General features: G+C 36.2%; 22 protein-coding genes. 11 read left to right on the top strand and 11 right to left on the bottom strand.

Annotated features, from left to right (window positions below):
- Positions 1-9: 9 nt before the first annotated feature.
- From ACFOOI_RS15765 to ACFOOI_RS15785, 5 genes are read right to left on the bottom strand one after another with little or no spacing between them, the layout of a single operon-like run.
- Entirely contained in the window at positions 10-1,353 is a 1,344-nt protein-coding gene (locus ACFOOI_RS15765) for a TolC family protein (protein WP_379838983.1), read from the bottom strand.
- On the bottom strand, positions 1,350-1,766 hold the full coding sequence (locus ACFOOI_RS15770; RefSeq protein WP_379838984.1) for a PaaI family thioesterase: 417 nt from the start codon (positions 1,764-1,766) through the stop codon (positions 1,350-1,352). Before ACFOOI_RS15770 ends, ACFOOI_RS15765 begins: the two co-directional genes overlap by 4 nt.
- A 14-nt stretch (positions 1,767-1,780) precedes the next feature.
- On the bottom strand, positions 1,781-2,125 hold the full coding sequence (locus ACFOOI_RS15775) for a DUF4260 domain-containing protein (RefSeq protein ID WP_379838985.1): 345 nt from the start codon (positions 2,123-2,125) through the stop codon (positions 1,781-1,783).
- The gene (locus ACFOOI_RS15780) at positions 2,126-2,704 is read right to left on the bottom strand and encodes an NAD(P)H-dependent oxidoreductase (protein WP_379838986.1); all 579 of its coding nucleotides are present in this window, start codon (positions 2,702-2,704) and stop codon (positions 2,126-2,128) included.
- Positions 2,704-3,279 (bottom strand): TetR/AcrR family transcriptional regulator, encoded by a 576-nt coding sequence (locus tag ACFOOI_RS15785; protein ID WP_379838988.1) that lies wholly within the window; start codon positions 3,277-3,279, stop codon positions 2,704-2,706. Before ACFOOI_RS15785 ends, ACFOOI_RS15780 begins: the two co-directional genes overlap by 1 nt.
- 195 nt (positions 3,280-3,474) lie before the next feature.
- On the opposite strand from ACFOOI_RS15785, the gene ACFOOI_RS15790 reads away from it, so the two are divergent.
- From ACFOOI_RS15790 to ACFOOI_RS15805, 4 genes are all read left to right on the top strand, one after another.
- Positions 3,475-3,921, top strand: a complete 447-nt coding sequence (locus ACFOOI_RS15790) for a thermonuclease family protein (protein WP_379838989.1) — start codon at positions 3,475-3,477, stop codon at positions 3,919-3,921.
- Positions 3,922-4,129: 208 nt separating this feature from the next.
- Entirely contained in the window at positions 4,130-5,074 is a 945-nt protein-coding gene (locus ACFOOI_RS15795; RefSeq protein ID WP_379838990.1) for a hypothetical protein, read from the top strand.
- A 423-nt stretch (positions 5,075-5,497) separates the two neighbouring features.
- Entirely contained in the window at positions 5,498-6,964 is a 1,467-nt protein-coding gene (locus tag ACFOOI_RS15800; protein ID WP_379838991.1) for an amino acid permease, read from the top strand.
- 23 nt (positions 6,965-6,987) lie between these two features.
- Positions 6,988-8,928, top strand: a complete 1,941-nt coding sequence (locus ACFOOI_RS15805) for a KUP/HAK/KT family potassium transporter (protein ID WP_379838992.1) — start codon at positions 6,988-6,990, stop codon at positions 8,926-8,928.
- A 3-nt stretch (positions 8,929-8,931) separates the two neighbouring features.
- Here the strand turns inward: ACFOOI_RS15805 and ACFOOI_RS15810 are convergent, their stop codons facing one another.
- Together ACFOOI_RS15810 and ACFOOI_RS15815 are read right to left on the bottom strand one after the other, a co-directional pair.
- Positions 8,932-9,306 (bottom strand): TfoX/Sxy family protein, encoded by a 375-nt coding sequence (locus ACFOOI_RS15810; RefSeq protein ID WP_379838993.1) that lies wholly within the window; start codon positions 9,304-9,306, stop codon positions 8,932-8,934.
- 2 nt (positions 9,307-9,308) lie between these two features.
- The gene (locus tag ACFOOI_RS15815; protein WP_379838994.1) at positions 9,309-10,745 is read right to left on the bottom strand and encodes an alpha-L-fucosidase; all 1,437 of its coding nucleotides are present in this window, start codon (positions 10,743-10,745) and stop codon (positions 9,309-9,311) included.
- A 209-nt stretch (positions 10,746-10,954) separates the two neighbouring features.
- Between ACFOOI_RS15815 and ACFOOI_RS15820 the strand changes: the two genes are divergently transcribed.
- From ACFOOI_RS15820 to ACFOOI_RS15850, 7 genes are all read left to right on the top strand, one after another.
- A complete protein-coding gene (locus ACFOOI_RS15820; protein ID WP_379838995.1) occupies positions 10,955-11,302 on the top strand; it encodes a hypothetical protein in 348 nt (115 codons plus the stop codon).
- A gap of 8 nt (positions 11,303-11,310) precedes the next feature.
- Complete coding sequence (locus ACFOOI_RS15825; protein WP_379838996.1) at positions 11,311-11,886, top strand: hypothetical protein; 576 nt, start codon at positions 11,311-11,313, stop codon at positions 11,884-11,886.
- A 123-nt stretch (positions 11,887-12,009) separates the two neighbouring features.
- The gene (locus ACFOOI_RS15830) at positions 12,010-12,135 is read left to right on the top strand and encodes a hypothetical protein (RefSeq protein WP_379838997.1); all 126 of its coding nucleotides are present in this window, start codon (positions 12,010-12,012) and stop codon (positions 12,133-12,135) included.
- A gap of 205 nt (positions 12,136-12,340) precedes the next feature.
- Positions 12,341-12,757 carry a hypothetical protein gene (locus tag ACFOOI_RS15835; RefSeq protein ID WP_379838998.1) on the top strand — a complete coding sequence of 139 codons (417 nt, stop codon included), beginning with the start codon at positions 12,341-12,343 and terminating at the stop codon, positions 12,755-12,757.
- Positions 12,758-12,809: 52 nt separating this feature from the next.
- On the top strand, positions 12,810-13,487 hold the full coding sequence (locus ACFOOI_RS15840) for a hypothetical protein (RefSeq protein WP_379838999.1): 678 nt from the start codon (positions 12,810-12,812) through the stop codon (positions 13,485-13,487).
- A gap of 496 nt (positions 13,488-13,983) precedes the next feature.
- Positions 13,984-14,439 carry a hypothetical protein gene (locus tag ACFOOI_RS15845; RefSeq protein ID WP_379839000.1) on the top strand — a complete coding sequence of 152 codons (456 nt, stop codon included), beginning with the start codon at positions 13,984-13,986 and terminating at the stop codon, positions 14,437-14,439.
- A 3-nt stretch (positions 14,440-14,442) separates the two neighbouring features.
- A complete protein-coding gene (locus tag ACFOOI_RS15850) occupies positions 14,443-15,024 on the top strand; it encodes an SMI1/KNR4 family protein (protein ID WP_379839001.1) in 582 nt (193 codons plus the stop codon).
- Positions 15,025-15,460: 436 nt separating this feature from the next.
- Here the strand turns inward: ACFOOI_RS15850 and ACFOOI_RS15855 are convergent, their stop codons facing one another.
- The 4 genes from ACFOOI_RS15855 to ACFOOI_RS15870 form a co-directional block, all read right to left on the bottom strand.
- Positions 15,461-16,891 carry a SusD/RagB family nutrient-binding outer membrane lipoprotein gene (locus ACFOOI_RS15855; RefSeq protein WP_379839002.1) on the bottom strand — a complete coding sequence of 477 codons (1,431 nt, stop codon included), beginning with the start codon at positions 16,889-16,891 and terminating at the stop codon, positions 15,461-15,463.
- 25 nt (positions 16,892-16,916) lie between these two features.
- Positions 16,917-20,066 (bottom strand): SusC/RagA family TonB-linked outer membrane protein, encoded by a 3,150-nt coding sequence (locus ACFOOI_RS15860; RefSeq protein WP_379839003.1) that lies wholly within the window; start codon positions 20,064-20,066, stop codon positions 16,917-16,919.
- 243 nt (positions 20,067-20,309) lie between these two features.
- A complete protein-coding gene (locus ACFOOI_RS15865) occupies positions 20,310-21,017 on the bottom strand; it encodes a glycoside hydrolase family 25 protein (protein WP_379839004.1) in 708 nt (235 codons plus the stop codon).
- A 117-nt stretch (positions 21,018-21,134) separates the two neighbouring features.
- Positions 21,135-23,039: a beta-N-acetylhexosaminidase gene (locus ACFOOI_RS15870; protein ID WP_379839005.1), complete on the bottom strand. Its 1,905-nt coding sequence runs from the start codon at positions 23,037-23,039 to the stop codon at positions 21,135-21,137.
- Between the last annotated feature and the right edge of the window lie 52 nt (positions 23,040-23,091).

Raw genomic sequence — 23,091 nt, forward strand, 5'->3', positions numbered from 1 at the left:
AATGTTTTTTTAAATGCCGCTAACTTTTTTAAGGCCCGCCCACTTGAGCCACATGTTATATTTTGAAATATTGGTACTTAACTTGGCCGTGATATCATCGCTTTGGGCCTTCGTTACTTCTATAAATAATGCTTGGCCGTTTTTATATCGGCTATTGACTATCTCTAGTATTTTTTCTGTTTTTATACTTCCTTTTTGGGTAATCAAATACCCATCCATGGCATTTTTTACTTCCTCATAATTTTGATTTACTTGAAAGCTTACTTGATTTTTTGCCTCTTCTATTTTTGTGTCCAAAATAGATTTAGATATTTTGGTCTGTTGAATCTTGTGTTTCTTTTCATTTCCATGAAAAATATCCCACTGAAGGCCAACTTGTGCAACCAAATATGCTTGGTTAGAAAATGAATATCCAAAGCCTTGAAAACCAGTGTTTCCTCCCAAATAGACGGATGGCGATTTAGCGTTTTTTTCTTGTAATGTAAGTAGGCGATTGTTGATACGAAGGCCACTTTCAAGCTGCTCAAACTCCGGTCTTTTATCGAATGCGGATTGATTGAGTACCGAAAGTGAAGGCACTATTGGACTTTCTTTTATAAAAACAGAATCAATTTTTATGTCCCTCTCAAAATCTTGATTAAGCAAAAAATTAAAGTAAGCCTTAGCTACTCGTGCATTTTTTTGTGCCGAAAGTAACTGTTCATTTATCTTATCTACTTCATATTCTGAGCTCAGTAGCACGTCTTTTAGGGCCACTTTATTGTTCACTAGTTTTTGGTTTAAAACTACTAAGTCTTGTAAAAGTACTCTGGCGTTTTCATATACTTTGATGGCTTCTGTTGCTTGTAAATATTGAATGTAAGCCAGTTCAATGTTGTATTTTAATTCAAACTCAGTGGCCATTTTCTTGGCATTTTCTGAGCCTAACATTTCTTTTTGAAGTGCGATATTATTTTTTATGTCTGGGTTAAATATCGGATACTGAAAACTTACTTTGGTATCATGAAAGTTGTTAGGTGCCAATAGCTGATTTACATTTTCTACATTAGGAAAACTGTTTGACTGTGTTAGTTTATTTAGTGTATTATAAACCGGATTAAGCAAGTCACCTATGGGAAACTCGAGCCTTCGGCCACCAGCCGCTAACGAGTAGGTGGGAGCCAGCGTTATTTTCGGAAACAAGTTGGACTTAGCTATGTCTATATCTTTCACTGTTTTCTCGTACTGCAGATTTTGCTGCTTCAAAGCCAGGCTGCTGCTAATGCCTTCGGCTATGTACTCCTCCAAAATTTGCGATTGAGCAAAAGAACCAAATGAACTAAGAAAGAAAAGGCAAATTAGTGCTTTTTTCATTTTTTGTGGATTTGTGTAAGAGCTAGATTTGAGCTTGCCTTTGCCAATAATGCTCCATTGGCGTTATACATTCTGCTTTCGGCATGAATCATGTTTCTTCCTTCTCGTATCACTTCGGTTTTAACCAAAACGGTTTCACCCACAATACCCGGTTTCAAAAAATCGACATTTAGGTTAATTGCCACGTAAAAGCCATCGTTTGCTAAGGTAAATGTGGTTACGCCCATCACTTCGTCAAATATGCCAGAGATAGCTCCGCCGTGAAGTATGCCACCAGGGTTTGCAAATTCGGGTCTAATCAAAACTTCGCATTCGGTTTTACCTCTTTCCATTGCGATCATTTTTCCATTAATCCATCTTCCGAATGGCGATGGGCTTACGTCTTTTGCTTCTTTTCCGATAAAATCTCTCATGTATTTTTTTTAAATTAAATATTTCCTAAGTGTGTATGTTTAAAACCGTCTTCGTGTTTTAGGCCAAAGCCAAATATCCTGTCCATAGCAGAGTGGGCTAATAAAATAGCACCAATGAGGCTCAATGTATTATTAAAAAGCACGTATCCTGCCAAGATAAAAAAGATAGCCAAAGCTTTGTGGTGAAAAAAGTTGTATATCCACGCTCCGATTTTTGAATTAATCAAATACCCTGCCATGGAAACGTCAGGGGTGAGTAGCAAAACTGGAAACCACCACCAGGCGTAATCCAGAATATAAAAAAAGAATATGCCGAGTATAAACTGGGCTACTTCTTCTATTTTTATGAGGTTTTTCATTTAAATTAATTTTAGTCCTAAAATTTTTACTTTTTCTAGTTTTGCCTTTCTGAATTTTTCCGTCGAAAGCCTAATAGGCCCAATAGAGGTGGTTCTAACAGGCGAAATGCCACAAAACTTAAGCGTTTGTTGTTTTAGTGAGCGGTGACTTGGTGCTCCATTTATTAGCCAATAGTAAAATGGTGGCTGATCCATAGTGGCGATAATTCGTGCTGATTTTCCCTTTAAGAATTTTTCCCACCACAACGAATTTTCTTTTTTTCTAAAAACTATTTCGGGTAAAAAAACACGGTCTATGAAACCTTTCATGATGGCCGGATAGCTGCCCCACCAAACCGGATGTATGAATACCAAATGGTCAGCATCTTTGATTTGGTCGATGGCCTTGAGCAAATCAGGTTCCAGCTCGGTTCGTTTCGAATAGCCAAATGCCAGGTTTGGGTTAAAATTCAACGTGCCAATGTGTATAGTTTCTACACTTGCTCCGGCGTTTAAAGCCCCCATTTTGTAGGCATTTGCTAACGCGTAGCAGTAGCTGTCGGGGTCAGGGTGACCGTTTATAATTAGTACTTTTTTCATTATAGTTTTTTAATCATGTCTATCAATACATCAAATGCCCGCTCTAGTCTCGGGATCCTCTCGGACTCTAAAAACATCGTTGAGCGTTTTCGGAGGTGGATACTCGCCAAGCCATGTACCGATGCCCAAAAGGTCATAGATAAATCCTCAGCGTTTTGGTCTTTGAAATATCCTTTATTTATACATTCGGTAACTATTTGCGTCACTAAATTAAATGCTTGAATGCCTTCCATCCATATTTCGTTACAGCAGTCGAGGGTTTCTATTGGAGCCGACATTAAAAACATCAGGTCGTATAATTCGGGGTTTTCAAACGCGAAGGTCAAATATTCTTTACCCATTACTACAAGCTTGTCCAGCGGGTCTTCTACTTGGGTTACTTTTGAAAACTGACCCAGCAAAACCATAAAAGCTTCTTGATGTAAAGCAAAAAACAATTCGTTTTTGTCTTTAAAGTATAAATAGATTGTACCCGGACTATACTCGATGGCGTCCGCAATATTTCGTATGCTGGTTTTTTCGAATCCTAGCTCTAAAAAAAGAGTTTTGGCGGCGTCTAAAATTTTACGTCGCATTTCTTCTTTTTCTCTTTCCTTTCTATCGCTTACGCCCATTGGTAAAATTAAAATGTATTTACGGTGCAAATAAAATGAACACCGTTCATTAAAATAAATATTTTTAAACTTAATTATTAAAAGGAGGTAAATAAGGATAAGCGGAAGGCCTTTAGGTATTAATTATTAGCTTTGTATTCTATCAAATTTTACAAAGTGCTTTACACATTTATACTTTCTGTTTTACTCCTGGTTCAGGCCGCTGAGCTACAATCTGAGGTGGTTGGTATTCAAGACGGCGATACAATTACGCTCAGGATAGTTTCAAACAATAAAAAAGCGGGAAGGAGGCAAGGGCAAAATTTGAGGATAAGACTTGCTCATATCAACTGCCCAGAGAAAGGTAAACCGTATTACCAAGAAGCTAAAAAATTCACTTCGGATTTGTGTTTTAGAAAAAACGTAAAAATTATCCATAACCATGAGTTTGACCGCTACGGAAGGCTCATTGGAGAAGTGGTATTGCCTAATGGAAAAATATTAAATCAGGAACTTGTAAAAGCGGGACTCGCGGTTCATTTTAAAAAATACTCGAGTTCTACAACCTACGCTTTGTTAGAAATCAAGGCCCAAAAGGCAAAGTTGGGAATTTGGCAATATTAGTTATAAGTAGCTTATTAGTAGATGGTTATTTGAAGTCATTGTATTTTCGTAACAATTTGATAACTTCAGTTTTGGTATTTTTGGTCAAAAAATGGCGATATTTGTGTTACCAATATGGAAGACCCTTCACATTTTTTTATTAACTTTTTATTTAAGTTAAGTTCTTATCCCAAAAATTATATCCTTGATTTTTAATTAATCCTGTAATATGGAAAACGTATTTTCTATTTTATTCTTTTTGTTAGCTTCTTATTCGGTAATTGCCAATGACTCCATCCAAACGCTCGGCACTTGGATGTCATCTAACAAAAAAACTCAGTGGTATGTCTTAGCCATATTTGCATCTTTGGGCTTAATCATAGCCATAACTTACAGCTGGTTTACTTACGACGGTGATATATCCTACCAACGACTAACCAAAATCCCCTATCAGCAAGTTAAGTGGTACCACGGCATAGCTCCGATAGTACTAATTATTTTAACTAGATTTAGTATCCCGGTTTCTACTTCATTTTTGATATTGGCTACTTTCATCAGCATGGATGTTTTTAAGGAAATGCTAGTAAAAACCATGATAGGTTACGGGGTTTCAGCTATTTCAGCCTATATTTTTTGGATAGCAATCTCAAAGTTTTTAGACGAGAAAAAAAGCATCAGAGACAAAAATAAAACCATGTGGCGAAGGCTCCAGTGGTTTTCTACCGGGTTTCTTTGGTGGAGTTGGCTAACGCACGATGTGGCCAATATTTCGGTTTTTCTTCCAAGGCAAATTTCTGGAACGCTGCTAATCGTGATTTTGGTATTTTTTACGGCCATTATGTTTTTGATTTTTAAAGAAGGTGGAGGTTCAATTCAAAAGATTGTTTTAAACAAAACCAACACTAAATATGTCCGCTCAGCTACCATCATTGATTTTGTATATGGGGTTATTTTAATTTATTTTAAAGAAATGAACTCCATTCCTATGTCTACTACATGGGTTTTTATTGGGCTACTTTCAGGAAGAGAGTTGGCAATTACAACACTTTCAAAACATAGAAAGGTTAAGAAGCTTTTCCCTATCATAGCCAAAGACTTCGGTAAGTTGGTAATAGGCATGACTGTGTCTGTGGTTATAGCAATGTTGGTCAATTACATTGCGGCAATGAAGTAAAAAAGACTGTATTTCACACGTTTAAAAAAAAGACGTTCAATTATAGAGCCTTCTTGTAAATTAATAGTTACATGGAGGCTTTTGTTTTATACCCTTTTGGGTATTTATCACCAATAAAATGGAGTTTTTTTCCAATATTATGCATTTTCTTGTTTAGCATTTTATATTAAAATACTTGTTTAAGTGTTCTAGTTTTTGAAGTTAAAATATGTTTTAAGACCGGGGAATTTCGATAAAGGATTGATTTACAGAAGTAATTTAGGGTTTTAATATTAACATCGATTTTGGCTTGATTCTTTATTTAAAAAATGCACCACTCAATAATTGATTTTTCATAAATATTAAATTTTGCAATAACTATGATTAAATTGAAATTATTGTCTATTTTCGACGCAATTTTATTTAAAATAGAAAAGAAATACTATGTCACTTTGGAAAAAAAAATCAATTGAACTCTTAATTTCAGAGTCAGAAGAGTCAGACAAAAGCTTAAAGAAGTCTTTAACTGGAGTGTCTCTAATAGCTTTAGGAATTGGTGGGATTATCGGAGCGGGCCTTTTTGTAAGAACTGCAGCAGCGGCTGCTAACTCTGCAGGTCCATCCGTAACTATCGGTTTCTTAATCGCGGCTTTGGGCTGCGTTTTTGCAGGATTATGTTATGCCGAGCTTTCCTCATCTATTCCGATTGCCGGAAGTGCCTACACCTATACCTATGCTACCATGGGTGAGTTTTTGGCTTGGATTATCGGTTGGGATTTAATTTTAGAATATGCCGTAGGAGCAGCCACAGTAGGTATAGCATGGAGTGAGTATTTCAATGATTTTTTAGTAAATGTGGTACATGCAGCACCTATTCCTTATGAGTGGAGTCATTCGCCAATGCAAACCTCCATGGATGGCGTATCTGGTATTATCAATTTACCGGCACTTTTTATAGTTTGTGGTATCAGCTTAGTTTTGATTAGGGGAATTCAAGAGTCATCTTTTGTAAACAATATCATAGTTGTAATTAAAGTAGCAATTGTAATATTGATTATTCTAGTAGGATGGCAGTTTATAAATCCTGTAAACCATGAAAACTATATTCCCGAACCATCAATATTTACAGATGAGCACGGTGTAGCTCATAATTTCGGAGGTATATTAGGTATTTTGGGTGCCGCTGGTACTGTATTCTTTGCATTTATTGGATTTGATGCCGTAAGTACTGCAGCACAAGAAACCATTAACCCAAAGAAAAACATGCCAATAGGTATCATCGGATCATTAATTATCTGTACCATATTGTTTGTGCTGTTTTCACATGTACTAACAGGAGTAGCAACAACCGAAGATTTTAGAACCGGAGGAAAAGAGGCTTCAGTAGCGTTTGCTATTAACAAATATATGATTGGTTACGAATGGTTAGGAAGTTTTGTAACGGTAGCTATTTTGGCTGGATTTACTTCTGTAATCTTGGTAATGCTTCTGGGTCAGTCACGTGTATTTTATGCAATGGGTCACGACGGTCTTTTGCCTAAGTCATTTGCTCAGATTCACACTAAGTTTAAAACTCCGTTTAAAGCCAATTTAGTAATTATGGTGTTAGTTGGTCTGTTTGCGGCGTTTGTTCCGGGAGATATAGTCGGTGACATGACGAGTATCGGTACTTTGTTTGCCTTTATATTGGTGTGTATATCCGTAATTGTACTAAGAAAAACTGAGCCGAACATGAAACGTGAGTTTAAAACTCCTTTTGTGCCATTAGTTCCTATTTTAGGTGTGTTGGTTTGTCTTGCTATGATCTATGGACTAGGATGGACAAACTGGTTAAGGCTAATTTTATGGATGGCTATAGGTATGGTTATCTACTTTGGTTATAGCAAGAAAAGATCCAACTTAAAAGACTAAGATTTTAGGCTTTTAAAAAACAAATGAACTACCAAGTAAATCATCATAAGGCTACCTTAGGTGGCATTTTGATTACGTTCGGTATTATATTTGGAGACATCGGAACCTCGCCACTCTACGTTATGCAAGCTATCGTGGGTGGCCAGGTTATCTCTAAAGACTTAATACTTGGCTCTCTCTCTTTGATATTTTGGACACTGACACTTCAAACTACCGTAAAGTACGTAGTGATAGTGCTTAGGGCAGACAACAAAGGCGAAGGAGGTATACTTGCATTATATGCACTTATAAGAAGAAAAGCGAAATGGTTGACCATTCCTGCTATTATAGGTGCTGCTACTTTATTGGCCGACGGAATCATAACGCCGCCCATTTCTGTGTCTTCTGCTATTGAAGGCCTTCAGATTGTGTATCCAAACATTGAAACTATCCCAATTGTCCTTATCATCATTACGCTACTTTTCTTAATTCAAGGACTAGGAACGAGTTTTGTAGGGAAGGCCTTTGGACCTATCATGTTGGTTTGGTTTTCTATGTTGTTTATTTTAGGATTAAATCAAATCTTAAAAGATGCCTCTATTCTTGCTGCTTTTAACCCCATTTATGCCTTTAATTTAATGCGTTTCAATGATAACGCTTTTTGGTTATTGGGTTCTGTATTTTTATGTACCACAGGAGCAGAAGCTCTATATTCAGACTTAGGCCATTGTGGCAGAATGAATATATTTTATAGCTGGGGTATAGTTAAAGTTTGTTTGGTTGTTAATTATTTTGGTCAAGGAGCATGGCTTTTGAGCCACCTTGGCGAACACCTAACAGCAAGTAACGGCAAGCCATTTTTCGAAATTATTCCGGATTGGTTTCTTTTGCCCGGAATCATTATTTCAACTTTTGCTACGGTGATAGCAAGTCAGGCATTAATTACCGGCTCTTATACCCTAATTTCAGAAGCCATCCGTTTGGGTTTTTGGCCGAAGGTCAGGTCGCTTTACCCAACCGACAAAAAGGGACAACTTTATATCCCTTCGGTTAACTGGTTTTTGTATTTTGGATGTATTGCGATTATTCTTTATTTCAAAAAATCGAGTAATATGGAAGCAGCATATGGTTTGGCTATAACGCTTACCATGCTGATGACTACCATTCTGATGACATATTACCTATATGTTAAAAGGGTTAAAGTTTGGTGGTTAGTTATTTTCGTAGCTTTTTATTCGGTGATAGAAACTGGCTTTTTCTGGGCAAACGTTCTGAAGTTTTTCCATGGCGGTTGGGTTTCCTTACTGCTGGCCTTGTGTATTGCTTACCTGATGACGGTTTGGTTTAGATCTAAAAGAATCAGGACCAAGCATATTGATTTTGTGAAACTTGAGAGATTTTTGCCTGTACTTAAAGACCTCAGTCAAGACGAATCCGTGGCTCGGTATGCTACGCACCTCATATTCTTATCTAATGCCAATCGCATTTCTGACATAGAGTCAAAGGTCATGTATTCTATTTTAGAAAAAAGACCCAAAAGAGCTTATATGTATTGGTTTATCCATGTAGATATAACTGACGAGCCGTATACCTTGAGTTATAAAGTAGACGAAGTGGAGCCTGATTATGTGTTTAAAATTAACTTTAAGCTAGGGTTTAGGGTTGAGCAACGCGTAGATTTATACTTCAGACAAGTTTTGCATGACCTCGAAAACTCGAATGAAATTAATATTTTGAGTAGATACAAGTCATTAGAAAAACACCACATCACGGGCGACTTTAGGTTTGTGGTTTTAGAAAGATACCTTTCCAATGAAAACAAGTTTTCGTTTTTCGATAAAGTGGTGATGGAAACCTATTTCTTTATCAAGCAGTTTACCACGCCCGAAGACAAATGGTTTGGCTTAGAGGCGAGTAATGTAAAAGTAGAGAAAGTGCCCTTGATAATAAAAGAGGACAAGTCGTTTAAGCTAAGTAGAATATAAAGCTCATTTAATAGGCTTCTTTTTCTTAGCACTTGCTTTTGCTTCAGGGTTAAAATCGAGGCAAAGTTGCAGCCACTTTTCTAGGTCTTGGTCAGTATCAAAGCCTTCAGGCGTCACAAAAACATATCCTTTCATGGGTTTTCCCGTAAAATCCATGGGCAAAACATGGGGTTGGCTTAGCAGCTGCTCCATGTTTTTTTCTCCAACCCTCGCCATCAAAAGGCTGTCGCCATATTTTTTGTCGATGTGAATCCCGCAAAGCATTTTGTCATCAACTAAAAAACACAAACCTCCGATCATTTTTTTTGAATAAAAACGCACTTTTTTTCTTTCCAAAACGGAGCTGATGCGTTCTCCTAAATATTCATCGTATGCCATAGTTAGTATATTTTTATTTCTGATAAAATCGGAGTGTCTTTCGAATCTAAAATTTTTATTCTGATTTCAGACACTTCTGCAGCGTTTAATTTCAATATTCTTTTGTGGCCAACCGTAGTTTCTTCTGCTATTTTATTCCAAATGCCGTTTTGTTTTACTTCTATTGAAAACGCCTTAATTCGTTGTCCTAAGGAGAGATATTCTTGAAGTTCAAGGTAATTAACTGTAGTACTTTCTTTTAGTTTAATACTTACCTCAGCTGTTTTGCTATTTTTTTTGGCTGCCCAAAAGGTATTTGAGGCCTGGTCTATTAAATTTTGAGTATTTAGATTTTTGTTAAAAGTAGTACTTGCAGTTACCTCTGAGCCAATAGCTAAGTTGTTTGCAAATGTTACGTCGATTAGTTTTCTCCAAGCAAGCAGTGACTTTACATCATTTTCGTGTATCAAACCACGCTTGTCAGGCGGAATATTAAGTAACAAATTAGAACCTCTACCTACTGAACTTAGGTAGATCTCGAAAAGCTGTTCGGGAGTCTTCACTTTCACATCTTCTTCGGCATGATAAAACCAACCCGGCCTAATAGAGACGTCAACCTCTGCCGGAATCCACTTGGTGCCGTTTTCATGTCCGGTGTTTAGTAGGTTTTCTATTCCGGCTTTTCCGGCATATAGGGTGTCAGTGCTTATGTTGTTCCAGTTGGTTTTTCCGGCAAGGCCTCTTTCGTTTCCTACCCACCTGATGTGCGGGCCAGCATCACTAAAAAACAAGATATTTGGCTCCAAACGCTCAACCAGCTCGATAGTATTGGGCCAGTCGTAATATGTTTTGCCGTCTATTTTTCTTATCTCATTCTTGCCCCCGTAGTAACCGTCTCCGCCGTTGGCACCGTCAAACCACATTTCGAAAACCGGGCCGTAGTTTTCAAACAGCTCCTTTAGTTGGTTTCTATAATACGCTACATATGCAGGCGAACCATAATCGCCTCGATTTCTGTCCCAAGGAGATAGGTAAATGCCAAATTTAAGCCCATACTTTTTGCATGCCTCAGAGACTTCCTTTACGAGGTCGCCCTTTCCATTTTTATATGGACTATTGGCTATGGAGTGGTCAGTAAACATGCTGGGCCACAACACAAAGCCGTCGTGATGTTTACACGTTAATATTATAGCCTTTAAGCCAGCGTCTTTTATGGTTTTGGCCCATTGGTCCACGTCAAGTTCAGTAGGGTTAAATATCTCAGGGCTTTCGTCGCCATAGCCCCATTCTTTACCTGTAAATGTGTTTGTGGTGAAATGTATAAAGGCATAAGTCTCCAAGTCTTGCCAGTTTTGTTGGGCTAGACTGGGCAAAGGATAAATAGGCTTTGGTGCTTTGGTAGAAGTGCAAGCCATGATAGCATATAGAAGCAAAATATAGTAAGGTCTAATAGTTTTCATCGGGTCTGTTTTTAATAAGCTAAAATAGGCAAAATAAATCAAAATTTTATTTTGTGAAAGGGGCGAAGGGGAGCAGTTATTTTGGATAGATGTATTTTTAGCATCTTTTTATTTGTGTTTTCAAAAAAAACGGAAAGGTAAAAAGTTACAATTGGCTTGAAATTTGATAAAATAAATTGACTTAGTAATCCAATATCAATTCCATTAATATGGTAAAAACACTCAGCTTTATTTTTGTAATGATTACCTCCTCTTATGCTCAATTTGAGGGTAATTATATACCGCTTTCAAGTGATTCAAACCTCAAGACAAAGGTTATTTCCGAAATAAACTTGCAGCTGGAAGATGACTTGAAACAATTTTCAAGAAAAGAAAAACTAGTTAACAAGGAGGTATTTCAATACGGAAGCATTTTGGGCGAGCCTAATCAAGATGTTATTTATTTGCAAGATGGAATAGCACATGTCATTATTAAAGATCAAAGGCAGTTTCCAGTAATGTGGGGTGGTTCTAAATCGAATATTCAATATTCGACTTATGATAAAACTAAAAATTAATTTACAGGATGGTGAAATTGAAGATGTTTGCTCTTATGTTTACTTTTTTTCTTATTTCATGCATAGAAAAAGGGTACAATAATTCTTATGGTATTTATATTCCAAAAAGGCCTAATTTTAAACTTAAAGATAAAGAATTTATTTATCCTCCAAATCTTAAGAAAAATAGTATTTACGTATTAGAAGAAGAATACTATGATAATGAGTTAATTTTCTCTTTCAAAAAAAATATATGGCCTGATTATATATCTTCCAAAAATTGGGCTAATGGAATCATATTCTTAGATTTCGGTCGATGTTTGGGTGTAAATGTTCCAATAATAAACCAAGAAATTGATCTCAAATTGAGCAAACCTGAAGATTTTAATCCTGCCAAAAATCATAAAGAGTATTTCTATTATGATATGGATAAAATTCAAATCGAAAGCTTTGTATATGGGGAAGGATACGGGCGGTATTTGATTTTTGATTATAAGTTAGATGAATCAGGAAATTTCTTAATTCAAGAATACAAATTATCAAAGTCTGTTTATAAAAAATATAATTTACCACTAGATTTTAAAATTAAAAAAATTGATTGGTAATTCCAAGCTGTGTGAACATATCTAAGCTTTGCAAAGTATATCCTCGCTGTGCGAAGGCTATTGCCTTCGTACGTGTGAATTGCGGCTTGTAGCCGCAGAAAACAAATCGCTAAAGTAAGAAATATGGACAAAGGAGGATATCAAATAAGGGATCAAAGTAAGCCACATTTTATGACATTTACGGTTGTAGATGGCGGTGCGACGTTTCGCTTTACGTATTCACACGTAAAATTTATCGTGATGTATTAATTGATAGGTTGAAATTTTGCCAAAAACAAAAGGGACTAATGCTGCACGGATATGTAATAATGAGCAACCATATTCATGTAATTTTCCAAATTGAAACTGGGAATTTATCCGATTTAGTAAGAGATTTTTAAGCGGCCGGCGGACCGGTATTTACGGCAAAAGAAATATTAAAAACAATTGAAAATGGGCCAGAAAGCAGGTCTGATTGGATGTTGAAACGTTGACCGGGGCGGCGTACCGCTTTGCAGCGAAAAGCCAGAGCAGAAATAGTAAGTTTCACGGTGCGACGCCTCGCTTTTGGGAATATGGTAATCATCCAGAGGAAATATTTTCTGAGAAGTTCTTTTGGACAAAGCTAAATCGGGCGGCGTTCCGCTATATTCATATGAACCCCGTGAGGTCTAGAATTGTAACTAAAGCTTTTGATTATGTTTATTCAAGTGCATCAAATTATGTAAGAAATGAAGGCATTATTGATGTTTGCATAGTTTCTGTTCCAATAATTGATTTTACATGGAAAAATAGTTTAATTGAAATAAATAAATGGCAAAATGGATGTTTTATGGCGGTCAAAGACCGAAATACACTCGTGCGAAGGCAAAAGCCTTCGCACAGCAGGTAAACACAAATACAACCGATTTTACACAGTATTTAATAAGACCAAGAATTAAGTAATGAATTATAGCGAAGTAAAAAAAGAACTGAAAAAGGAGTTTGAAAGTTTTTTAAAACCATTGGGTTATAAATCTAAAACAGATTCACAAGGTTGTGTTTTCGTGTTAATCGATAATCAAATTGTTTTGAGATTAGGTTATGGTGTAGCTAATTATATTGATGAGTTTAATACTGGTTGTTACATTGGATTAGGCTTATTACCCATTCAAAAAATACTTTATGAAATTGAAGAAGTAACAGATGTTGTAGATAGTTACGGTAGTACAATCGGTTCTAGCACGGCAAGTTATTTCAACGATTTAAACTATCGTTTTAAAATCAAAACCCAAGAAGATATAGTTGAATGGGGTAAAATTGTAAGGAAGTTTTATGAAGAATATGCCGTTCCATTTTTTGAAAAATACAATTCTGTAGATGCTATTGATGAATTATTGAACGAGAACCCAACCGAAAAAGTAGTTTATTTAGATGATTTAGGTTGGCGAATAATTAAAGGTTTAATAGTAGCAAAACTCAATAATAACCCTAAATACAATGAGCTACGAGATTATTACCGTAGTGAAGTGGAGAGCAAATTTCAAGGTTATTTTATGTACGAAAAATGCATCAAGACTATTGATTTTTTAGATAGCCACAGTCAAGAAGAATTATTGGAGATATCAAAAAAAATATACTAGTATTTTTTGTCTTTACGAAATTTCATTATAAACCCTTAAGTTGCTTTCAGGGTATTTGTCATAAAGGAATATTTAAAAAAGCAATCGAGAATAAAAAGCAGACTCTTGTGAAAAGTTATTATCTTTCTGTATCAAGGCTATTGACTTTGTAGGTGTGTAATGAAGTCTTTGAGTGTCGAAAGTAATTTTGAAATAAAAAGAAAATGAACACAAAGTATAAATTGAATAACAGTATGCCATGTTTGTTTTCCGAGATTAAGTACTACATAATTGTAAGTAGTAAAAAAATATAAGGAACTATAAAAATTGATTTTAAAACAAAAACCCCATTAACCAAAATACACAGATGCTAAAACCACTTTTATTAAGCCTACTGCTATACATCAGTACCGCTGTCAATATACTGGCAGCTGGTGAAAGAATAAATTAACAAGCACATATCCTGGTATTAAATTTGAAATTAAGGCGTTAAAAGATTTTGTGAATTAAAAGTAAGATGAAACTTAATAAAATAAGAGAACTAGAAATAGCGAAAATTCCGTTTGACATTACACAGAAGTGCCTTGAAACTATTGACTATAAAAAATGGATTGATTTTGTAGAAAATAACAATTTTGTGTGGAAAGAAAACACGGAGGAAGGTAAAACTACTATCCAAAATTTAAGTTTAATACCTGAATCTTTCAGAGAAAGAGTATTATTATCCTTAAATAAAAGGACTGCTTGTTTTGATTTCAACGAAAAGAAAAGACAATATCGAATACTGGTTACTTTTCGTTCCGACTTCAATTATATTGGGATAAATGTTGAAGAAAAACTGTCTGTTTTTGACCTTGAGTTTTTTTTAAAAATGGCAAAACACCTAGACGCTTTACTTTTAAAAGATGGGAAAGAGATGGTTAACGATAAAATGATAAAAGATCTCAAGATATTTTCAAGTATAAATATATAAAAAATGAGAAAAGGCTTTGAATTGATTAGAACAAGGGAGCTTACTGATAAAATAAATATTACAGAAACGGAAAAACAATTAGGTTTTAGTTTACCACCACTTTATAAATTCTATATTGAGCATTTTAAAACAGGAAAAGGATCATTCTTCAACGATTTTTTTCTTAATTCCAAACGTAATGAAAAATACTTATTAAATACACCATTATATGAACCATTAAAAGATAATGAAAAATGGTTTTTGTCAATTTCTTATTTTGATGATATTGATAAAGTTGCTAATGATTGGAAAAGCTACTTATGTCATGAAAAAGAATGGAGCAAGTTTAAGTTTCTGAGAATTGCAGATATCGGACAAGGAGGCGGTTTATTCGTAAGTACGAAAAACGAAGACCTAGATGTTATTTATCAAGTGGTTTGGGACTGGGAAGAACCTTATTTTAAAGTAGCAGATAATATTTTCGAATTGGTAAAAAGTTTCGTATTACCAGATATTAAAGGAATTCTTGCAGATAATTACCATGCATCTAAGCTCTATAAAAACTACGAAGAAGATTTTTGGAGAGTTAGAGAAGAAAATATTTAGCGGGAATTAAAGCGGTGTAAGTGACAATGGGGTTATAGCGGTCTTTGCCAGACAAAATAGTAAGCTAAGTTAAGAAATGGAATAGTGGCATTTTATACAATTAAAAAGGAGAAATAAGTTTTTTCACTACGGTCAAAGACTGAATTATATATGTAGGGAGGTCGGAGCTTTTGCACAGTGAAGCTTAAGTCTCAAAAACATCCAAAAACAGAATTTGTAGAGAGCCGATTTTAAACAAATAGGGCTTATAATCAAACACTTAACTCAAAATGGTGTCAAACTCAAGGGAGTCGACTTTTAAAATTTAAATTTCTTCATAAACACAAGTTATTAAGTTGTAGGTTTATATAATAATTGTAAAATATCCTCCCAACCCAAAAAAAGAGGCTGCCATTGTCAAATAGCAGCCTCTTTGGCGTATCGTTATTGCTGGAATTTATTTATTCCACCATACTCTTCCGTTCAAATCATCTTTACCACCAAGGGCACTTACTGCTGCGTTGTAGTTAGCAGCATTTAAGTCACGCTCAATTGTAGTATAACCTTGTCTGCGTGGAATTAATCCACCTGGGTTAAGATTGTTTGCTGGAGCTGCTAAAACAGGGTATCCTGTTCTTCTCCACTCAGCCCAAGCTTCGTATCCATAAGAGAATAAGGTAATCCATCTTTGAGTACCAATTTGCTCCATTGCTTTTGCGGGATTGTATTTTACGTTTGGTCCTGCTATGTATGTAGCATACTCAGCTCCTTTTCCGTATTGCTCAAGACCTGCCTTAATTGCTGCATTGTAGTGTACTTCAGCGTCTGTAGTCCATCCTAAAACTGCTGCCTCGGCCATTGCAAGGTGCATTTGAGCTGCAGTTACTATGTAACCAGGTGATGTTTGTTGTCTCATTGCTTCTCCTAGGAAAGATACATCTCCGTTTGAAATAGATCCAGCTTTACTTTCGTCAAGTCCGTAAACCATTCCTACGTAGTCTTGCTTAAGGAGTGCTTTGTCAGCAAAAACACCTAATCTTGGGTCATTCATAGACTTTAGTGTATTTACAAAAATCTCACTTACTGTCCAGTCTTTACGAGACTCAAATCTGTCTTGCCAAGGGTTGTCATTAATGTCTTCCGCAAGGAATGCATATACGATATTATCGGCGTTAGTAGTGATTACTCCACCAGCTATTGCAGCAGTAAAAGCAGTTTTGGCTGCAGCAGGGTCAGCTTTTGACATTCTTAAGGCCATTATGGCTTTAAGTGAGTTCGCAAACTTCTTCCACTTAGTCATGTTTCCGCCATTAATGATGTCACCTTTGATAGCAGCACCATTGTCTATTTGAGCAGCGGCTTCTGTTACTTCCTTAATCAAATCAGGATAGATTTTACTTTGAGCATCAAAAGCAGGCTTAAAGTTAGTAGAGCCTTGCAATGCTTGAGAGTAAGGTATGTCTCCCCATCTATCGGTCATGTGCATGTAGAAATATGCCTTCAAAATACGTGCTATGGCAATTTGGTTATTGTTTGAACCAAATTGGGCAGCATCACCTTTTGTAGCGGCATCTGAGTTTAGATCAATGATTTTCTGCAAATTTACCAAAGGGCCTGTATAAAAACCATTGTAGCTCCATTGTACAGTTTCATATCTATCGGCAGAAGTATATTGTTTATTTGCCATTTGCTGCACATAAAGAGAGCCTTGAGTGTCAGTAATGGTAGAAACAATTCCTCTTTCAGCACCAGTCAATAAAGATGATGCAATTGGGTTTGAGGGGCTATTTGGATTGATATTTACATCACCGAAATCACCCGGATCACAGGCTGTGATACCTGCGGTAAGGATTATTCCAAATAAGAATTTATTTATATTTTTCATCATTTGTTATCGATTTAAAGTTAAAAAATTAAAGTCCTAATTTGATGTTAAAACCGAATGATCTTGCCGCTGGCAATTGACCACCTTCAGACCAAATACTTTCTAACTCAGATGGGTCAAGACCTTTAACAGGCTGTCTTAAAATTAGGACGTTGCTACCAACAGCACCAACATAAATGCTTCTGAATGGCAATACGTTTTCATAAAGAGATTTTGGTAATGTGTAACCAATACTTACTTCTCTTAGTTTAGCATAACTAGCATCATATAACCATCTTTCGTGTAATCTGAAAAACGACTTCCAATATGTATCTGCTTCAATGTATTGCGTGTTTGGAGTTCCATCAGCCAATACGCCTTCTGCTAGTAAACCACCGCCATCTGCTACTGCATCTCTCATAGGGTTTCCTTTAGCATTTAAGCCGACTGTTTCAGCACCTAAACCTGAGTATGCGTTAAACATTCTCGTTACAGAATATACTTTTCCTCCCTTTTGGAAGTCAATATTGAAGTTCATTTTGATGTTTTTGTATGATAACATGTTAATGAAACCACCTGTAAAGTCAGGAAGGATAGACCCAAGGTTTACGTTGTCATCATATAAATACTTACCATTTGCACCTACTACTCTTTGTCCTGTAGTTGGGTCAATTCTAAATCCACGGCCAATAAGTGTACCAAATGGCTCACCAACTTTAGCGTTTACAGTTGGTCCAAAAGCAGTAGATGAACCCGCTACTTGAGTTCCTATACCATATGTTGCAAATGTTGGCAACTGATAGTTATCAAGTCCTTCCGCTAGTTCTTTAACTATTGAAGTTGCTTTTGCTACGTTGAAGTTAATGTCCCAGTTAAAGTTTTCAGTTTTAATAGGGTTAAACGTCATCGCTATCTCAATACCTTTGTTTTGGATTTTACCTGCATTTACTAGTGCAGTGCTATATCCTGACGAAGAAGGTACTGATAATGGAAGAATTTGGTCTGTATTTAATCTGTTGTAGTATGTAAAGTCGATACCAATTTTGTCTTTCAAGAATCTCAATTCAAATCCTAAGTCATATGAAGTAGACAATGTCGGTTTTAAATTAACGTTAGGCAGTTGACTAGGTAAGTTCATTACAGTGTAGCTACCTTGTGGACCTGCATTGTAAACAGGATAGATTCCATAAGGGTCAGTGTCACTTCCTATCGATGCCCACGAAGCTTTCAATTTACCAAAGGAAAGAACAGATTGGTCTTTCATGAATTCTGAAAACACAAAACTAGAAGCTATTGATGGATATAGATATGAATTGTTCTCAACTGGAAGTGTTGAAGACCAGTCGTTTCTCAATGTAGCATCTAAGAATAGCAATCCTTTATAACCAAATGATGCGATTCCATATAAACTACGTACAATTTTCTCTGATTTTCTGTATGCAATTGACGGAGCATCTTTACTTGCACTAATTTGGTAAAATGCAGGGATAGAAAGACCACCTACTGTACTTTGTGAAGTAGACAATGCTGTTTGATTTCTGATGTTACCACCGAAGTTCAAGTCCATTGTAATATCACCAAATCTGTCGTTGTAAGTTGACATGAACTCATAGTTATTTTCAACAGTTTTTAGGTCAGAAGTATAAAAACCGTCAAGATTTAAACCACCAGTGGCAACATTAAATGAGTTGTCGAAAAACTTAGAGCTATTTCTAACCCATCCTTGTACGCTTAGTTTTTTAGTGATGTTGTATTTTAAATTAACATCTCCGTAGATCCTGTCTTGGTTATGCTTGTAAATATTTTCGTTTACATCATAATATGGGTTATCCCAATACAATGGCTTAGTGTCTTCTGGACCGTTAATGTTCCAAGAGTTAAATGTACCATTTGGGTTTTTGTAGTTAGAAAGGATGTCCATGTCTATTTGACGTTGGAACCACTGGTTAAAGCTACCAGACAAACCTTGTCCGTATCCTTCTAGTGGTCTACCTTGTTGCTTTTCTGACATGTAGTTAAGGTTTGCACCTACTTCTATTTTCTTGCCTAGTTTGTATGTGCTGTTTACCGTCACAAAGTTCCTTTTCAGCTTTGTGTTAGGTATTGGAAGGCTTCTGTCAATGTTTGTATAAGACAGTCTCATAGTTCCGTTTTCGCTTCCACCGCTTAAGGTAATGTTATTGTTTAAATCAACACCCGTCTGAAAGAAATCTTTCACGTTATTCGGTTGTGGGTTTAATGCCGTTTGTTTTCCAAATTCTGGAGAAGACGGGAACCATGAATAGTAAGGACGATACTGTCTTCCGTCCATTTTAGGACCCCAGCTTTCGTCAGCATAATATTCTAAAGTATTTTGTCCGTTAAAACTCGCCCATTCAGCTGGGTGAATAGCAGGATTGTACTCAAATGTAGGAATCTCCTGAGAGTATCCACCCGCATATTCGTTTTGGTAAGGAGGCAAGTTATATACATTAGAGAATGTAGTTGCAGAGTTCAGGTCAACCTGAATCTTTCCTTTTTTCGCTCTTTTTGTGGTTAATACCACCACACCTTCAGAGGCTCTTTGTCCGTAGATGGCAGTTGCTGCAGCACCTTTTAGAACTGAGATAGACTCAACGTTGTCCATGTTTACAGCGTTAAGCTCAACTGGAGTGCCGTCTAATACATAAAGTGGGCTACCATAAATAGAAAGACCAGAAGCCCCTCTAATTTGAAGGTTTGGCTCACGGAATGATGTAGAAGGTGCACCTTGAAGTTTCACACCCGCTATTTTTCCTGATAGTGCACTAGCAACGTTGGTTTCTTTAACGAAAGTTAATTTTTCGTTAGAGATTGTTTGCATCGCAGTACCAACGGCTTTCTCTTCTTTTACACGACCAAGACCAGTAGCTACTAGTTCTTGTAATGTTTTACTATCTACTTTCATGGCTACATTAATAACAGATTCGTTTGCAACTGTTACTTCTTGAAGCATAAAACCAATAAAGCTAAATTGTAGAACAGCACCTTTGGCTGCAGAAACGGAATACTTACCGTTTACGTCTGTTTGAGTTCCAGTATTGCTACCTTTTACTCTTACGCTTACTCCCGGTATCTCTGAACCATCGTCAGCAGATGAAACCGTACCCGTGATTTGACCTTGTGAATAGGCAAATCCAAACCCTCCTAATAATAGGATTGTTAGTAGAAATTTCTTCATAAAGTTTGTTAAAAAGTTAATTTTGAAAAATTTAATTTAACAATATTTAACTTTAACGTCATAATCTAAATGAGAAATAGTGGGATTTTGTAGACGAAAAATTCCGATAATACAACAAAAGGGTCAAATATTGACATTTGGGCTAATTGAATTCTAATGATTTCTTAATGATATTTTAATTAACTTTTAATTAGAATTGGATTGTTTTGATGTATATCCCAGTTAATATTTTTTACTTTGAAATCAATAAATTTTTAGATTCTCAAACTCTTGATATTCGCCTAAAAAAGCGTTTATATCTACACTGCCCGAAATTCCATCAATCTTACCTTTTTCGGTGTATTGCCAGAATTTTAGGTTAGGATGCGATACAGCATAATTTATATCCGAGGTGTTATAGTCGGCTATCCATAATGTATTGTTTTTGAAATATCCTTTAATGTATTTATTAAAGAGATGTGAGTTGGTATATATAATAGGTTTAACTCCGTAATGCTTTTCTACAATTGTCAACCAAGTGGTGATTCTCTTTCTAACTTCAGTAGTACTTAGATTTTGACTTTCTGATTCGAAATCTAAAACAGGGGCAAGGTCGCCTTTTTGGAGATCTACTGAGCCTATAAAGTTTTGTGCTTGGGCATAAGGACTTTTTGAAATACTAAAAAAATGATAAGCACCTCTAGAAATGCCCGCGTCTTTGCAGTCGTCCCAATAGTTTGGAAACTTGGTATCTTTAAAAGTGGCACCTTCTGTAGCTTTTAGAAAGCAGAAGCTAATTTTGAAATCACTGTGCTCTTGCACGTTTTCCCAATTGATATATCTTTGGTGATGTGAAATGTCAATCCCGTGGATTTCGAATCTTTTGGTAATATGGATGTAATTTGTAGCTACAAATGGATTAAAAAGTAAGCCAATCAAGACATTGGCCATGATAGATAATTTTATAAACATTTCACTCAGTTAAAACAGTAATAAATTCTGTTTCAACTGAGCAAATATTGTACCCTTTCAATAATTTCACTAAACTTTATTTGTTGAGTAAAGAAATGAGCGGGTTTATCTAAATTTTTATTTTATGCGTTGCAGCAATTGTTCCCTAGAGATTTGAAGTAACCTACCAACTGGCTGTCCGTTTCTATACAATTGGGTTCTTAAGCTCAGTTCTCCTTCTGGCACTTCAAAAGTATTGGTATATTTTGTGCCATAATTTACCGGGTAAGTGTTGTCTATTGTATAAAAGATCTCTGCATTACTTATTTCTGATTGCAGGGTAACCATTAGTTTCTCTCCATCTTTTGTTACAATAACAATCGGGTCATAAATAGCTTTTGAAATATTGGTTTTGGATGCATCAAATCTTGTAAAGTGTTGTTCCGTACGCGAAATGAAGTTTTCAAAGTTTTTGGATTCTTTCGGGCTCCAAACACTTTCTGAAATAGCAAAGGCTCTTGGGTAGGTCATATAGTTTGCAAACTGAATATTCGGAATCACTTCCGTCCAGAGGTTTCCTTGGCCACCCAATATAAATTTTGGATCGACTCCCTCTGGCACGGGTTCAAAAGAATAGGCTTTTCTTAGGCTAAGGTCTGCATAAATTGGATTCTCTACGCTTTTGTCTCCTTGGGTGTAGTCCAAATAAGCAAATGTGGTAGGAGACATAACCACTTGGTGGCCCATTTTGGCTGCTTCTATGCCGCCTTTCATCCCTCTCCAACTCATCACGGCAGCTCCGTCAGCTAGGCCGCCCTCAAGAATCTCATCCCAGCCAATCATTTTTTTGCCTTTGCTGTTGATTATTTTTTCTACTCTTTTTACAAAGTAACTTTGCAGTTCATGCGTGTCCTTTATTTTATTTTTCTGCATAAATTTCTGAACGCTTGGGTCTTTTTCCCAAAAACCATGATAACATTCGTCTCCTCCCATGTGAATATATTCTGAAGGAAATAAGGCTGCCACTTCTGTCATCACCTTATCTACAAAAGTATATACAGCTTCATCTGCGGGGTTTAGTGTGTTTTCAATTAGCATTTCAAACTTTCCATCTCCGTACCATTCAGCAAACTTGCTGCCTGGGTTAACAAATTTAGGCTGTTTTAGGGTAGAAAGTTCGGGATATGCGGCTAAGGCCGCCATGCTATGTCCCGGTATGTCTATTTCAGGAATAATTCGAATGTTTCTGTCAGCGGCGTATTTAATTACTTCTTTTATTTGCTCTTGGGTATAAAATCCACCGTATGTAGCTTTTTCTCCTTCTTTAGGGTAAGGTCTATTTTCTCCAAACTTCCCATTTCTCTCTACTCGCCACGCACCAATCTCTGTTAGTTTTGGCAGCGATTTTATTTCTATCCTCCAACCTTCGTCGTCTGTTAAGTGCCAATGAAACACGTTGAATTTGTATTGGGCCATTTTGTCTATGTAACTTTTTACGGCGTCTACTCCAAAGAAATGTCGGCTATCGTCAAACATTAACCCTCTCCAACCGAATCTTGGGTAATCGGTTATTTTGCAACCCATAATCATTCCTATGCCCATCGGGTAGTCTAGCGATTCGAAGTTAGCAGGGAGTAGTTGCCTAAGGGTTTGCAGCCCGTAAAATATACCGGCAGGCTTATTGGCATTAATTGTTATTTCCTTATCATTTACTTCTAATGTATACCCTTCTGTTCCTATTTCTGATATCGCGGCATTAGCCAAATTAAGTGATATCACTTTGCTTGGAACTTTGTCAGTTGCATTTTTTAATAACTCTACATTGGTACCTGCTTTTGATAAAAAATCAACAAAACCTTGGGCCATTTTAGTAACCGACTCGTCTTTGGTGTTAACACGTATGGCTGTTTGATTATCTAACATAAACATGCCCGAGGTATTTTCGTATTTTACCGGAGTGGGAATTATATTATGCTGAGCAAATATTACGCTGCTTGCAAATAAGCAAAAGGTCAGAAATAAGTATTTTGAAGTAAACTGCATTGTTTGATATTTAAGGTTTTATGTAAAATTATTAAAAAATTTTAATAATACA

The sequence above is a fragment of the Lacihabitans lacunae genome (assembly GCF_042649125.1).
Taxonomy (GTDB): domain Bacteria; phylum Bacteroidota; class Bacteroidia; order Cytophagales; family Spirosomataceae; genus Leadbetterella; species Leadbetterella lacunae.

Bases quoted from the DNA above. Each gene is read 5' to 3' on its own strand.
- ACFOOI_RS15860 (WP_379839003.1), bottom strand. From the start codon at position 20,066: ATGAAGAAATTTCTACTAACAATCCTATTATTAGGAGGGTTTGGATTT.
- ACFOOI_RS15830 (WP_379838997.1), top strand. From the start codon at position 12,010: ATGGACAAAGGAGGATATCAAATAAGGGATCAAAGTAAGCCACATTTT.
- ACFOOI_RS15845 (WP_379839000.1), top strand. From the start codon at position 13,984: ATGAAACTTAATAAAATAAGAGAACTAGAAATAGCGAAAATTCCGTTT.
- ACFOOI_RS15775 (WP_379838985.1), bottom strand. From the start codon at position 2,125: ATGAAAAACCTCATAAAAATAGAAGAAGTAGCCCAGTTTATACTCGGC.
- ACFOOI_RS15850 (WP_379839001.1), top strand. From the start codon at position 14,443: ATGAGAAAAGGCTTTGAATTGATTAGAACAAGGGAGCTTACTGATAAA.
- ACFOOI_RS15780 (WP_379838986.1), bottom strand. From the start codon at position 2,704: ATGAAAAAAGTACTAATTATAAACGGTCACCCTGACCCCGACAGCTAC.
- ACFOOI_RS15810 (WP_379838993.1), bottom strand. From the start codon at position 9,306: ATGGCATACGATGAATATTTAGGAGAACGCATCAGCTCCGTTTTGGAA.
- ACFOOI_RS15855 (WP_379839002.1), bottom strand. From the start codon at position 16,891: ATGATGAAAAATATAAATAAATTCTTATTTGGAATAATCCTTACCGCA.
- ACFOOI_RS15795 (WP_379838990.1), top strand. From the start codon at position 4,130: ATGGAAAACGTATTTTCTATTTTATTCTTTTTGTTAGCTTCTTATTCG.
- ACFOOI_RS15820 (WP_379838995.1), top strand. From the start codon at position 10,955: ATGGTAAAAACACTCAGCTTTATTTTTGTAATGATTACCTCCTCTTAT.
- ACFOOI_RS15800 (WP_379838991.1), top strand. From the start codon at position 5,498: ATGTCACTTTGGAAAAAAAAATCAATTGAACTCTTAATTTCAGAGTCA.
- ACFOOI_RS15815 (WP_379838994.1), bottom strand. From the start codon at position 10,745: ATGAAAACTATTAGACCTTACTATATTTTGCTTCTATATGCTATCATG.
- ACFOOI_RS15765 (WP_379838983.1), bottom strand. From the start codon at position 1,353: ATGAAAAAAGCACTAATTTGCCTTTTCTTTCTTAGTTCATTTGGTTCT.
- ACFOOI_RS15785 (WP_379838988.1), bottom strand. From the start codon at position 3,279: ATGCGACGTAAAATTTTAGACGCCGCCAAAACTCTTTTTTTAGAGCTA.
- ACFOOI_RS15805 (WP_379838992.1), top strand. From the start codon at position 6,988: ATGAACTACCAAGTAAATCATCATAAGGCTACCTTAGGTGGCATTTTG.
- ACFOOI_RS15865 (WP_379839004.1), bottom strand. From the start codon at position 21,017: ATGTTTATAAAATTATCTATCATGGCCAATGTCTTGATTGGCTTACTT.
- ACFOOI_RS15770 (WP_379838984.1), bottom strand. From the start codon at position 1,766: ATGAGAGATTTTATCGGAAAAGAAGCAAAAGACGTAAGCCCATCGCCA.
- ACFOOI_RS15870 (WP_379839005.1), bottom strand. From the start codon at position 23,039: ATGCAGTTTACTTCAAAATACTTATTTCTGACCTTTTGCTTATTTGCA.
- ACFOOI_RS15825 (WP_379838996.1), top strand. From the start codon at position 11,311: ATGGTGAAATTGAAGATGTTTGCTCTTATGTTTACTTTTTTTCTTATT.
- ACFOOI_RS15840 (WP_379838999.1), top strand. From the start codon at position 12,810: ATGAATTATAGCGAAGTAAAAAAAGAACTGAAAAAGGAGTTTGAAAGT.